Source organism: Miniphocaeibacter massiliensis, assembly GCF_900232905.1.
Classification (GTDB): domain Bacteria; phylum Bacillota; class Clostridia; order Tissierellales; family Peptoniphilaceae; genus Miniphocaeibacter; species Miniphocaeibacter massiliensis.
The window spans coordinates 124270-136685 of record NZ_OCTQ01000005.1 but is presented as its reverse complement, the minus strand read 5'-3'; the positions used below and the strand labels follow the sequence as shown (position 1 = coordinate 136685).

Genomic DNA, 12416 nt, shown 5'->3' with positions numbered 1-12416 from the left:
AATCTTTAACCTCTCTATCATTCGATAATGGGGTCTCATATGGTATTAATCCCGGTTTCCCGAGGCTATCCCTTTGTGTAAGGCAGGTTGCTCACGCGTTACTCACCCGTTCGCCACTTTCCTCTATTATGCTTCTACCGAAATATTGGCTTAATAGATTCTCGTTCGACTTGCATGTGTTAAGCACGCCGCCAGCGTTCGTCCTGAGCCAGGATCAAACTCTCAATTAAAATGTTTGATCAGCTCTTAACTGCTGACTTCTTTATTTTCTTTACACCGAAAATTATTGTTTGGTTGTACTTTTTTCTCAAAGTTTTTTACACTTTTCTTTTGTCTAGGTTCTTTCGTTGCACTCTCCGTGACAACTTTTTAAGTATAGCATACTCTAAAGTTTTTTGTCAACTTTTTTTGTACCTTTTTATCTACTTGTTTTAAGCAATTAAAAAGGCACTTTCTTAAGTGCCCTTTTATATTATCAACTTTTTATTCTCTTGTCAATATCTTTTTTCTTCTTTTTTTATCTTTTTTAGGATTTGTATACAAGTACAGGTGTATCTATTTTTACTTCATCATAGATTTTCTTTACATTATCGTATGGAGTGTTTATACAACCATGACTTCCTCTAGATTTGTATATTTCTCCTCCAAAGTTTGACTGCCAGCTCGCATCATGCAGTCCTATACCTCCCCAGTTAATTGGTAACCAAAAGTTAACTGGACTACTATAATTTTCTCCGTTTAATCTTCTATTTGTCTCTCTTGACCAAACTTTAAAGGTTCCTGTTGGAGTTTCTCTATCTCCCGGTCTTCCAGAAATTATGTCAGTCTCCACAACAAGTTTTCCTTCTTTATAAAACCACATGTGCTGTCTAGTTAAATCTATTTCAACATAAGTATCTCCTACACCCTTTTCTACTCTGGTTAAACCTTTCAATTTATATTCTGGTTTTATAGTTCCACTTTCCTTAGTTTCTATTTGCTTTAATAATAAATCTGTTGTTTTTTGAACATCTGTCTGCCACCCATAAATTCCACCTGGCACTGTTATTTCTCCAAGTCCAGTTGCATTAAATTGATGTTCCTTTCCAAAAGTATCATACTTTGATGCCAATTGCTTTACATAAGCCGTTACCTTGTCTTTATTTAATTTATAATCTCCATTTTCTTGGTCATACAAAGCTATCAAAGCCTCTCCTTGAAGATCTTCTTTTGTATAATCAAAATCAAAAGTTATTGCAACATTAAATAAAGAGTTCATTAATTCAAGTCTTTCTTTCATTTCAGGAGTATCCGCTAATACCTTAGGCTTTAAATATTCATCTTTTAAAACTAGTTCTTCTTTATTCTCTGAAAAAGCCTTTACCACAGATTCTTTAACCAAAGCTACATCTATCTTATTTCCTTCTACTTCTGGAGTTATTTCAAATTTATCGTTAACTCTTTCTATTTTAGCATCTACTGGTTCTTTAGCCTCTTTATTTAATTTAGAGTTTTCTATTATTGTATTAAGTGCATTGTCATCCCATGATGGATTATACTCTATATTATGTTTATGATTTCTAAATATCTCTATAGGCCACAAAAAAGCGTTTTGTTTAATCTTGGTATTTTCTGGAATAGACACTTTATATTCTATGTCTTTTGCATATATAGTGTCTTTCTTATCATCTTTCCCCATTATATCTAAAGAATAATCGCTATAATCTGAATTTAAAATTTTAGATTTACTTGTAAAACCTCTGTTAGAATTATTTACTTCTGTTCTTGGAAAAGTATAAAAACTAAAAATTGCCACTCCAATCAAATATATAACAGCTACTATAGAAATTATTATTATACTTGCTTTCTTCTTCAATTTATCCCCCTTATCTTTCTTCTCTATTAGTTCTATATTATATCACACAACATATATAATACCCATATTTTTTGACAATAAAAAAACTACTTCAATGAAGTAGTTTATTTTACTGATCTTGAGTAGAACTCAACAATGTATGAATCTGTTATTTCAATAGGTACTTCTTCTCTTTCAGGCATTCTGTCAAGTTTAGCTTTAAATCCATCCATTTTAGTAATGTATGGTAAAGAATAACTGAAGTTTGCTTCAAAGTTGTCCTTAAACATTTCATTTTTTCTAGATTTTTCTCTTAATTCTATTTCATCACCTACAGATACTTGGTATGAAGGAATGCTTACCTTTTTACCATTAACAAGTACATGTCCATGAACTACCATTTGTCTAGCTTGTCTTATAGAAGAAGCAATACCAGCTCTATAAACTAAGTTGTCTAATCTAGTTTCTAACATTTTAACTAAAGCATCCCCTGTTGATTCAGATGCATTATAAGCTTTTTTGAAGTAAATTCTAAATTGTTTTTCCATTACTCCATAATAAGCTCTTAGTCTTTGTTTTTCTAATAATTGTCTACCATATTCAGTAAGTTTTTTATCTTCTCTTCCTAAGCCTTTACCCATTCTTTTTTCAGCTTTAGGATGTCCTGAAACATTTAATCCTAGTCTTCTAGCTTCTTTGAATCTAGGTCCCATCATTTTTGCCATTTTAAAAATCTCCCTTAAAATTATTTGCCGCGGATAATTTTAAGCCAATAATATTTTATTCATTTAATAATACTTTGTCAAGTAATATCGCAAAAAGGGATTAAGAATTCTTAACCCCTGGTTTTATTTAGTCTATTAATTCTAGAATACACATTTCAGCGCTGTCACCTTGACGTGGACCCATTTTTAATATTCTAGTATATCCACCATTTCTATCTGCATATTTTGGTGCTATTTCTTCAAATAGTTTATGTGCTACTTCATCTTTATATATATAAGCCAATGCTTGTCTTCTAGAATGTAAGTCGCCTTTTTTTCCAAGAGTTATCATCTTTTCTGCTACTCTTCTAGTTTCTTTAGCTCTTGTAACTGTAGTTTCAATTCTTCCATTTTCGAATAAAGATTGAACTTGATTTCTAAGAAGACTATTTCTATGGTCAGTTCTTCTTCCAAGTTTTCTTAAGTTAGACACTATATCCCTCCTTTAAGATTCTTCTTCGTCTGCAAATAAAAGTCCCATATCATGAACCTTATTTTCAACTTCTTCTAATGATTTTTTTCCAAAGTTTTTAATCTTGCACATTTCATCAGTAGTTTTAGAGATAATATCTCCAACAGTATCAATACCTGCTCTTTTCAAACAGTTGAAACTTCTCAAAGATAGGTCTAGCTCTTCTATACTAATATTGTACAATTCATCCTTGTCAACGGAATCATCAGTTTCCTCTTCTTCATCAACATAGTCGTAATTTGGTAATTCAGTAAATAATTCTAAATAATCTCTAAGAATATCAGCACCTTCAGATATAGCTTCTTGAGAAGTAATAGTACCATTAGTCCATACTTCAAGCTCAAGTTTTTCCTTGTTGGAAACTTGCTCAATAGCTTCAAAATTAACCTTTACAACAGGTGTAAAAGAAGAATCTATAGCGATTACGCCAATAGCGTCATCTTCAGATTTATTTAATTCTGAAATTCTATATCCTTTACCATTCTCAACCCTTAAAACCATTTTAATATGAGCATCTTCATTTAAAGTCGCTATATAATGGTCAGGATTTGCTACCTCTATACTAGAATCCACCTCTATATCTTTTGCAGTAAAAGTATGAGGTCCCTTTAATTCCAAGTCAAGAGTAACAGGCTCGTCTGAAAAATTCTTAATAGCAATACCCTTAATATTAAGGATCATTTCTGAAACATCTTCCATTACACCTTTAACAGTTGAAAATTCATGTAATACATCTTCAATTTGAATTTTGGATACAGCAGAACCAGGAAGTGATGATAACAATACTCTTCTCAAACTGTTTCCCAAAGTAGTCCCAAAACCTCTTTCTAAAGGAGCAATGGTAAATTTACCATAATTTTTTTCTTCATTGATGTCTGTAATTTCTATCTTAGTATTTAAGTTTTCTGTCATAGACAATAACCCTCCTAATTTAAGTCTACTATTTACTTGAGGGTAAATGTGTTAAGGAATCTCCTCAAACACCTCAATTAGTTTTCAAATTTTAAATAATATAATTAAACTCTTCTTCTCTTAGGTGGTCTACAACCATTGTGAGGAATAGGAGTTACGTCTTTAATTAAACTAATCTCTAAACCTGAAGCTTGTAAAGATCTAATCGCAGCTTCACGACCAGAACCAGGTCCTTTAACATATACTTCAACTACTTTTAAACCATGCTCCATAGCTTTTTTAGCTGCTTCTTGTGCTGCTTCTTGTGCTGCAAAAGGAGTAGACTTTCTTGAGCCACGAAAACCCAATTGACCAGCTGATGCCCAAGAAATTAAATTTCCTTGTAAATCAGTTAAACTAACCATTGTATTGTTAAATGAAGACACAATATGAGCTTGGCCTTTTTCAATATTCTTTCTTTCTCTTCTTCTTACACGAGTTTGTTGTTTCTTTGCCAATTAATTCGCCTCCTATCTACTTGTTCTTTTGAGCTAATTTTTTAGGACCCTTACGAGTTCTTGCATTATTTTTAGTATTTTGACCTCTAACAGGAAGACCTCTTTTGTGTCTAATACCTCTATAACAATTAATCTCTTTTAATCTTTTTATATTCATGGCAACTTCTCTACGAAGGTCACCTTCAATTGCGTAATTATCTAACTCTGTTCTTATAGCTGCAAGTTCTGTTTCAGTTAAATCTCTAACTCTAGTGTCAGGATTTACTCCTACAGCTTTTAAGATTTCATTTGAACGTTGTCTACCTACACCGTAAATAGCAGTTAGACCAATTTCGATTCTTTTATCTTTAGGTAAATCTACCCCAGCAATTCTAGCCACTCTTAATTGTACCTCCTAATAATTATTTTAACCTTGTTTTTGTTTATGTTTAGGATTTTCGCAAATAACCATTATTTTACCTTTTCTCTTAATGATTTTGCATTTTTCACATATTTTTTTAACTGATGATCTTACCTTCATGTTAACCTCCTACTACTTGTTTCTCCAAGTTATTCTTCCTTTAGTTAGGTCATAAGGTGATAATTCAACAATAACCTTATCTCCTGGAAGAATCCTAATGTAATGCATTCTTAACTTGCCAGAAATGTGGGCTGTTATTTCATGACCATTATCTAGTCGAACCTTAAATATCGTATTAGGTAAGGCATCCGTAACAATACCTTCTACTTCTATTATATCCTTCTTGGACATTAGTTAATGAACCTCCTCTTTTTCTTCAAAAGCCTTAAGCATCTTTCTGATTTTACAATCATTAATACAACTATCCAATTCTAATACAGTGTTAGATTTTTGTAAATGCTTAATTTTTTTCTTCTTTGGATTTTTAAGCTTGCGTTTTTTTCCATCAACTACCAATACATGGGATTCATCCAAAAGGTCTAATACCAATTGAATGCGTCCTTTGTCTCGACCTTTTATGGATCTTACCACTTGACCTATTACTAACTGTTTGTATTGGTCCATAATTTTCTCCCTGGAAAAACTACATGTTGTTTAGACAACTCTTTATCTTCTCGAAAACTTCGTTTACAGAAAGTGTACCGTCAACATTGTATAGTAGATCTAAATCTTTATAGTAACCAATTAAGGGTGCTGTTTGATTTTCATAAACTTCTATTCTGTTAAGTACTGTTTCTTCCTTATCATCGTCTCTTTGAATTACTGAGTGATCTTTACATTCATCACATACACCTTCAACCTTAGTAGGTTTAAAGTCTACATGATAAGTAGCTCCACAGTTAGTACATACCCTTCTACCAGCAAGACGTTTAACTAAAACGTTCTTGTCAACTTCTATATTTATAACTTTATCTAAATTGATGTTTCTCTTTTCAAGACCTTTTTGTAAAGCATCAGCTTGAGCTAAAGTTCTTGGAAAACCATCCAATAAAAATCCATTTTTACAATCCTCTTGATCTAATCTATCCCAAACCAAATCAACAGTAAGTTCATCTGGAACAAGAAGACCTTTATCAAGATAATCCTTAACTTTTTTTCCTAAATCAGTTTGCTCTTTAATGTTCTTTCTAAAAATATCTCCAGTAGAAATATGAACAACATCATATTCTTTAATAATATTAGATGCTTGAGTTCCCTTTCCTGCTCCTGGAGGTCCTAATAGTACTAATCTCATTTAAAACTCCCTATTTATTTAAAAAACCCTTATAATGTCTCATTGTCAACATTGATTCTATTTGCTTAATAGTCTCTAATACTACCCCTACAACGATAATCAAAGAAGTTCCTGCAAAAAGCATTTGAATACCTGTAAAGTGGTTTATAAGTATTGGAGCAGTGGCTATAATAGCCAAAATCAAAGCACCTATTAAAGTTAACTTACCAGAAATTCTTTGTAAATACTCTCCAGTAGGTTTTCCAGGTCTAATACCAGGAATAAATCCACCGTACTGTTGTAAATTTTTAGCGTACTCTACAGTATTAAACTGAATAGCACTGTAAAAATAAGCAAATACAATGATTAAAAACAACTGAACAATACAGTAAATAATCAAACCACTAGTAGTTTGTACAGACATAAGGTTCTGTAACCATTTTGGAGCATCAACCCCAAAAAGTGAAACTATAGTCTGTGGTAACTGCATAATAGCAGATGAGAATATTACTGGCATAACACCAGACATATTTACCTTAATAGGAATATGAGTGGACTGACCACCGTACATCTTTCTACCTACAACTCTTTTAGCATATTGAACTGGTACTTTTCTCTCACCTTGGTTAATTTCAATAACAATAGCAAGTATTGCTAAAGAAACTAACGCTAATATAGCAAATCCCCACCAGCTAGCAGCACCAACCTCATAAGACTGAGTCATAGACTTAAGTGCATTAGGTACACCTGAAATAATACCAAAGAATATTATAATAGAAATACCATTACCTACTCCTTTTTCAGTAATTAGCTCTCCTAGCCAAACCAAGAACATTGTTCCAGCAATTAAAGTTAAAAACATTACTACTTTAGAGAATGTATCTCCTGTTGCAACTGCACTTTTAAATAAAACATTAACCATAGCATAAGCTTGAACAAATGCTAAAAGCACACCAACAATTTTAGTATACATACCCATTTTACGCTTTCCTTCTTCACCATCTTTTAAACTCTCACCTAAACTAGGAAAAGCAATAGTGATAAGTTGCATAATAATTGAAGCAGTAATATAAGGATAAATACCAAGGGCAAAAATAGTCATACCTGACAAACTTCCACCTGAAAACGAATTTAACATTTGTAAAAGTCCTGCTTCATTACCAGACATTACCGCTTCTACTGCTTTAGTATTCATAAACGGAACTGGAATAACATTGCCAAGTCTATATACAACTAACATCAAAAACGTAAAAATAAGTTTGTTCCTAACTTCTGTAACCTTCCAAGCATTCTTCAAAGTTTGGAACATTTAGATCACCTCAGCCCTTCCTCCAGCATTGGCAATTTTCTCCCCAGCACTCTTAGTGAATTTTTGAGCTTGAACAGTTAAGTTTTTCTCTAATTCACCATTGCCTAGAATTTTAACTCCATCAATAGCCTTAGCTTTTTTGATAACTCCTGTTTCAATAAGAAGTTCTGGAGTTACAACTGTACCATCTTCAAATCTATTTAAAGTTTCAACATTTACTTCAGCATATACTTTAGAAAAGTTATTAGTAAAACCTCTCTTAGGAAGTCTTTGGAATAAAGGCATTTGACCACCCTCAAATCCAGGTCTAACTCCACCGCCAGATCTTGAGTTTTGTCCGTCTTGACCACGTCCAGAAGTTTTACCTAAACCTGATCCATAACCTCTACCAACTCTTTTTCTACTCTTAACTCCGCCACCTTCGGCTGGTTTTAAGTCGTGTAATTTCATGATACACCTCCTACTCTGCTATTTCTTCTACGTCTAACATAAACGCAACTTGGTTTATCATACCTCTAATAGCAGGGTTATCTTCCTTAACAACTGTATCACCAGTTTTTTTAAGGCCAAGTGCATCTACTGTTTTTCTATGTTTTTCAATTCTACCGATTCTGCTCTTTTTAAGAGTTATTTTAAGCTTACCCATAAGTTAAGCCTCCTTACCCTATAATTTCTTGAACAGACTTTCCTCTTAATTTAGCAACATCTTCTGCTTTTTTAAGATTTTTAAGTCCTTCAATTGTAGCGTTAACAATATTTCTTGGATTAGAAGTACCAAGAGATTTTGAACGTATATCCTTAATGCCCGCAAGTTCACATACATCACGAACAGGTCCACCAGCGATAACTCCAGTACCTTCGTAAGCTGGTTTTAAAAATACTTTACCTGCACCGAAAACTCCTATAATTTCATGAGGAATAGTTGTACCTACTAACGGAACTCTAATCATGTGTTTTTTAGCATCTTGAACGCCTTTTCTAATAGCTTCAGGAACCTCTTGAGCTTTACCTGAACCAATACCAACAAGACCGTTCTTGTCTCCAACTACTACAATAGCACTGAATCTGAAGTTTCTACCACCCTTTACGACTTTTGTAACACGGTTGATTGCAACTACTCTTTCTTCTAATTCTAAACCTTCTATCTCTTTTGTTAAAAGTTCCAATACTTTACCTCCTTGCACTAAAATTTCAGTCCAGCATTTCTAGCAGCTTCTGCTAGCTCTTTAACTTTTCCATGATATTGGTATCCAGCTCTATCAAAAACAACTTCTTCAATTCCACTTTCAACAGCTTTCTTGCCAATAGCTTCGCCAACTTTTTTAGCAGCGTCCTTATTAGAAGTATTTTCTAAGCCCTCTTTAACATCTTTATCTAAAGTCGAAGCAGATACTAAAGTTTTGCCAGCCACATCATCTATAATTTGTGCATATATATTAGTGTTGCTTTTGTATATATTTAATCTTGGTTTCTCAGGAGTACCAGAAAGTTTTTTTCTAACTCTAGCATGTCTTGCTTTTCTATTTGCTTCTCTATTAATTTGCTTTAACATATCTTACTCCTTTCTACTTACCTGTCTTACCAACTTTACGTCTAATATGTTCATCGATATAACGAACACCCTTACCTTTATATGGTTCAGGCTTTCTATAATCTCTTATATTAGCTGCAAAATTTCCAACTTTTTGTTTATCTATACCAGTAATTACTATTGTATGAGCATCTGGAACCTCAACCTCAATACCTTGTGGATCCTCAACCTCAATTGGATGAGAATAACCTAAGTTTAAAGTTAATTTTTTTCCAGCCTTAGCTGCTCTATAACCAGTACCTTCTATAACTAAAGTCTTTTTATAACCTGAAGTTACACCTTCAACCATGTTTCCTACTAAAGTTCTAGTAAGTCCATGTAAAGATCTATCTCTTTTGCTTTCAGAAGGACGAACAACAGTAACTGTATTGTCTTCAATATTTATAGTCATACCCTTATCTACTTGTTGAGTTAATTCTCCCTTAGGACCTTTAACAGTAACAACATTTGCATTGTCAACCTTAACTTCAACACCAGCAGGGATCTCTATTGGCTTTAATCCAATTCTTGACATGGTTACCTCCTAATTAATTATTATCTGTTACCAAACGTAACAAATAACCTCTCCACCTATACCTTCTTTTCTAGCAACTTTGTCAGTTACTACACCTTTAGATGTAGAGATTATTGCTATACCAAGTCCTCCTAGTACCTTAGGTAACTCGTTAGATCTAACATAAACTCTAAGTCCTGGTTTTGAAATTCTCTTAATTCCTGAAATTACCTTTTCTTCTTTAGGACCATATTTTAAATCCAAAGTTATAGTTCCTTGTTTATCATCTTCTGTAACATTGAATCCATTTATAAAACCTTCATCAAGTAATATTTGTGCAACGTCTTTTTTAACTCTTGATGCAGGGATTTCTACTGATTTATGCTTTGCATTGTTAGCATTTCTTATTCTTGTTAGCATATCTGCTATAGGATCAGTCATCATAAAAGCTTCCTCCTCTCAAAATTTTACCAGCTTGCCTTTTTAACGCCTGGGATTTCGCCTCTATAAGCCAATTCTCTAAAGCATATACGGCAAATACCGTATTTTCTTAGGTAAGCATGAGGTCTACCGCAAATTTTACATCTATTGTAAGCCTGTGTACTAAATTTTGCAGGTCTTTGTTGTTTTGCAATCATTGATTTTTTTGCCACTAATACTCCTCCTTAAGATTACTTTTTGAATGGCATACCCATTAGTTCTAAAAATCTTTTCGATTCTTCGTCTGTCTTAGCTGTAGTAACTATAACAATATCCATTCCTCTGATTTGATCTACCATATCGTACTCAATTTCAGGGAAAATTAATTGTTCTTTAATACCTAGTGAATAATTTCCTCTACCGTCGAATGAAGAAGCTGAAACGCCTCTAAAGTCTCTAACACGTGGTAATGAAATACTTACTAGTTTGTCAAAGAAATCATACATTTTTTGGCCTCTAAGAGTAACCTTAACGCCAACATTCATACCTTCTCTTAACTTGAAGTTTGCAATAGATTTCTTTGCTTTAGTAACAACTGGACTTTGTCCTGTAATTGTTTTTATTTCTTTAACCGCACTTTCAACAGCCTTTGGATTGTCTTTAGAAGAACCAAGTCCTATGTTAAGTACTACTTTATTTAACTTAGGCACTTCCATAACATTTTTATAACCAAAGCTTTCTGTTAATGCAGGAATAACTTCTTTATTGTATTTTTCTAATAATCTGGAAGTCACTCAAATACCCCCTCTTAACTATTTAATCTCTTGTCCGCTAGCTTTGCTAACTCTAACCTTAGTACCATTTTCAACTTTGTAACCAATTCTTGAGCCTTTTCCAGCTTTAGAATCATAGTACATAACATTAGAAGCATCAATAGGTCCTTCTGCCTTTTGAATACCACCTGGGCTTTCAGGTCCTCTTGGCTTTTCATGTTTAGTTTGAACATTAACTCCTTCAACAACAACTAAGTTTTTCTTAGGCATTGTTTGAAGAACTTTACCTGTCTTCCCTTTATCTTTACCAGCTATAACAATAACTGTATCTCCACTTTTAATTTTCATTATCTATACACCTCCAACTATAATACTTCAGGTGCCAATGAAATAATTTTCATAAAGCTTCCAGCTCTTAATTCTCTAGTAACCGTACCGAAAATTCTTGTACCCACTGGGTTTTTATCATCTTTTATAATAACAGCCGCATTATCATCAAACTTAATGTAGCTACCATCCGGTCTTCTAACACCCTTTTTAGTTCTAACTATAACAGCTTTTACAATCTCGCCCTTCTTAACAACCCCACCAGGCGTAGCGCTTTTAACTGTACAAACTACTATGTCCCCGATTTTAGCGTACTTTTTATTAGTACCTCCTAAAACTCTTATTACTAGTAGTTCTTTAGCTCCTGAATTATCTGCGACTCTTAAACGACTTTCTGTTTGAATCATTTAGGTTCTCCTTTCTAGTATAAGAATTACTTTGCTCTTTCGAGGATTTCAACAAGTCTCCATCTTTTTTCTCTTGAAAGAGGTCTTGTTTCCATTACTACAACTTTATCACCAATTTTGCACTCGTTGTTTTCGTCATGAGCTTTAAATTTAGTAGTCTTTTTAATTTGCTTTTTATACAAAGGATGAGTAACAAAAGTATTAACAGCAATAACAATTGTCTTATCCATTTTATCAGACACAACTGTGCCAGTTATGGTTTTTCTATTATTTCTTTCCATAATGGACTATGCCTCCTTCCCAATATTAAGTTCACGTTCTCTTACGATTGTCTTAATGCGGGCTATATCTTTTTTAACACCACTAATTCTCATAGGGTTCTCTAATTGCCCTGTAGCCAATTGAAAACGCAAGTTGAATAACTCAACTTTTAAATCTTTTAACGAACTTTGTAAGTCAACATCTGACATTTGGCGAATTTCTTTAGTTTTCATTAGCTTCACCATCCTTATCTGTATTATCACGAGTAATGAACTTTGTCTTGATAGGAAGTTTGTGAGCTGCTAGTCTCATTGCTTCTCTAGCTACCTCCTCAGGTACTCCTGACATCTCAAACAAAATTCTACCTGGCTTAACCACAGCTACCCAATACTCTGGAGATCCTTTACCGGAACCCATACGTACTTCAGCTGGTTTTTCTGTCACTGGCTTATCTGGGAACACTTTGATCCAGATATTACCGCCTCTTTTTATATATCTTGTCATCGCACGTCTTGCGGCTTCTATTTGATTTGAAGTCATCCAGCAAGGTTCTAACGCTTGTAAAGCATAATCACCATAAGTAATAGTATTACCTCTGTGAGCTTTACCTGTCATTCTGCCTCTATGAACCTTACGATACTTAACTCTTTTAGGCATTAACATAGATTATTCCTCCCTCCTAG

At 33.4% G+C, this 12416-nt stretch carries 24 protein-coding genes and 1 rRNA gene; all 25 read right to left on the bottom strand.

The window, feature by feature from the left end:
• Positions 1 to 230, bottom strand: a 16S ribosomal RNA gene (locus CS899_RS09525); the annotation flags it as partial.
• Between the two features lie 296 nt (positions 231 to 526).
• Positions 527 to 1855, bottom strand: coding sequence for a L,D-transpeptidase family protein (locus CS899_RS09520; RefSeq protein ID WP_100065966.1), 1329 nt, complete (start codon positions 1853 to 1855; stop codon positions 527 to 529).
• Between the two features lie 104 nt (positions 1856 to 1959).
• Complete coding sequence (gene rpsD, locus CS899_RS09515; protein ID WP_100065965.1) at positions 1960 to 2559, bottom strand: 30S ribosomal protein S4; 600 nt, start codon at positions 2557 to 2559, stop codon at positions 1960 to 1962.
• 127 nt (positions 2560 to 2686) lie between these two features.
• Positions 2687 to 3031 carry a 50S ribosomal protein L17 gene (gene rplQ / locus CS899_RS09510; RefSeq protein ID WP_100065964.1) on the bottom strand — a complete coding sequence of 115 codons (345 nt, stop codon included), beginning with the start codon at positions 3029 to 3031 and terminating at the stop codon, positions 2687 to 2689.
• A 12-nt stretch (positions 3032 to 3043) separates the two neighbouring features.
• A complete protein-coding gene (locus CS899_RS09505) occupies positions 3044 to 3982 on the bottom strand; it encodes a DNA-directed RNA polymerase subunit alpha (RefSeq protein WP_100065963.1) in 939 nt (312 codons plus the stop codon).
• A gap of 104 nt (positions 3983 to 4086) precedes the next feature.
• Positions 4087 to 4479, bottom strand: a complete 393-nt coding sequence (rpsK, locus tag CS899_RS09500) for a 30S ribosomal protein S11 (RefSeq protein WP_100065962.1) — start codon at positions 4477 to 4479, stop codon at positions 4087 to 4089.
• 16 nt (positions 4480 to 4495) lie between these two features.
• Positions 4496 to 4858: a 30S ribosomal protein S13 gene (gene rpsM, locus CS899_RS09495; RefSeq protein ID WP_100065961.1), complete on the bottom strand. Its 363-nt coding sequence runs from the start codon at positions 4856 to 4858 to the stop codon at positions 4496 to 4498.
• 27 nt (positions 4859 to 4885) lie between these two features.
• Positions 4886 to 4999, bottom strand: coding sequence for a 50S ribosomal protein L36 (rpmJ, locus tag CS899_RS09490; protein ID WP_100065960.1), 114 nt, complete (start codon positions 4997 to 4999; stop codon positions 4886 to 4888).
• A 12-nt stretch (positions 5000 to 5011) separates the two neighbouring features.
• Positions 5012 to 5230, bottom strand: coding sequence for a translation initiation factor IF-1 (infA, locus tag CS899_RS09485; protein WP_100065959.1), 219 nt, complete (start codon positions 5228 to 5230; stop codon positions 5012 to 5014).
• A 3-nt stretch (positions 5231 to 5233) separates the two neighbouring features.
• Positions 5234 to 5503, bottom strand: coding sequence for a KOW domain-containing RNA-binding protein (locus tag CS899_RS09480; protein WP_100065958.1), 270 nt, complete (start codon positions 5501 to 5503; stop codon positions 5234 to 5236).
• 19 nt (positions 5504 to 5522) lie between these two features.
• Entirely contained in the window at positions 5523 to 6173 is a 651-nt protein-coding gene (locus CS899_RS09475; protein ID WP_100065957.1) for an adenylate kinase, read from the bottom strand.
• Positions 6174 to 6183: 10 nt separating this feature from the next.
• Entirely contained in the window at positions 6184 to 7461 is a 1278-nt protein-coding gene (secY, locus tag CS899_RS09470; RefSeq protein ID WP_100065956.1) for a preprotein translocase subunit SecY, read from the bottom strand.
• Positions 7462 to 7911 (bottom strand): 50S ribosomal protein L15, encoded by a 450-nt coding sequence (gene rplO / locus CS899_RS09465; protein ID WP_100065955.1) that lies wholly within the window; start codon positions 7909 to 7911, stop codon positions 7462 to 7464.
• 10 nt (positions 7912 to 7921) lie between these two features.
• Positions 7922 to 8107, bottom strand: coding sequence for a 50S ribosomal protein L30 (gene rpmD, locus CS899_RS09460; RefSeq protein WP_100065954.1), 186 nt, complete (start codon positions 8105 to 8107; stop codon positions 7922 to 7924).
• 13 nt (positions 8108 to 8120) lie between these two features.
• Positions 8121 to 8627 carry a 30S ribosomal protein S5 gene (gene rpsE, locus CS899_RS09455; RefSeq protein WP_100065953.1) on the bottom strand — a complete coding sequence of 169 codons (507 nt, stop codon included), beginning with the start codon at positions 8625 to 8627 and terminating at the stop codon, positions 8121 to 8123.
• Between the two features lie 17 nt (positions 8628 to 8644).
• Positions 8645 to 9013: a 50S ribosomal protein L18 gene (gene rplR / locus CS899_RS09450; RefSeq protein WP_100065952.1), complete on the bottom strand. Its 369-nt coding sequence runs from the start codon at positions 9011 to 9013 to the stop codon at positions 8645 to 8647.
• A 13-nt stretch (positions 9014 to 9026) separates the two neighbouring features.
• Positions 9027 to 9566 (bottom strand): 50S ribosomal protein L6, encoded by a 540-nt coding sequence (gene rplF, locus CS899_RS09445; protein ID WP_100065951.1) that lies wholly within the window; start codon positions 9564 to 9566, stop codon positions 9027 to 9029.
• 27 nt (positions 9567 to 9593) lie between these two features.
• Positions 9594 to 9989 carry a 30S ribosomal protein S8 gene (gene rpsH, locus CS899_RS09440; protein ID WP_100065950.1) on the bottom strand — a complete coding sequence of 132 codons (396 nt, stop codon included), beginning with the start codon at positions 9987 to 9989 and terminating at the stop codon, positions 9594 to 9596.
• A 23-nt stretch (positions 9990 to 10012) separates the two neighbouring features.
• Entirely contained in the window at positions 10013 to 10198 is a 186-nt protein-coding gene (locus CS899_RS09435; protein WP_100065949.1) for a type Z 30S ribosomal protein S14, read from the bottom strand.
• Positions 10199 to 10216: 18 nt separating this feature from the next.
• On the bottom strand, positions 10217 to 10759 hold the full coding sequence (gene rplE, locus CS899_RS09430) for a 50S ribosomal protein L5 (protein WP_100065948.1): 543 nt from the start codon (positions 10757 to 10759) through the stop codon (positions 10217 to 10219).
• 18 nt (positions 10760 to 10777) lie between these two features.
• Complete coding sequence (gene rplX / locus CS899_RS09425; protein ID WP_100065947.1) at positions 10778 to 11086, bottom strand: 50S ribosomal protein L24; 309 nt, start codon at positions 11084 to 11086, stop codon at positions 10778 to 10780.
• 17 nt (positions 11087 to 11103) lie between these two features.
• Positions 11104 to 11472 carry a 50S ribosomal protein L14 gene (gene rplN, locus CS899_RS09420; RefSeq protein WP_100065946.1) on the bottom strand — a complete coding sequence of 123 codons (369 nt, stop codon included), beginning with the start codon at positions 11470 to 11472 and terminating at the stop codon, positions 11104 to 11106.
• Positions 11473 to 11498: 26 nt separating this feature from the next.
• Positions 11499 to 11753, bottom strand: coding sequence for a 30S ribosomal protein S17 (gene rpsQ, locus CS899_RS09415; RefSeq protein ID WP_100065945.1), 255 nt, complete (start codon positions 11751 to 11753; stop codon positions 11499 to 11501).
• A gap of 6 nt (positions 11754 to 11759) precedes the next feature.
• Positions 11760 to 11966 (bottom strand): 50S ribosomal protein L29, encoded by a 207-nt coding sequence (gene rpmC, locus CS899_RS09410; RefSeq protein ID WP_100065944.1) that lies wholly within the window; start codon positions 11964 to 11966, stop codon positions 11760 to 11762.
• On the bottom strand, positions 11956 to 12396 hold the full coding sequence (rplP, locus tag CS899_RS09405) for a 50S ribosomal protein L16 (protein WP_100065943.1): 441 nt from the start codon (positions 12394 to 12396) through the stop codon (positions 11956 to 11958). Before rplP ends, rpmC begins: the two co-directional genes overlap by 11 nt.
• Between the last annotated feature and the right edge of the window lie 20 nt (positions 12397 to 12416).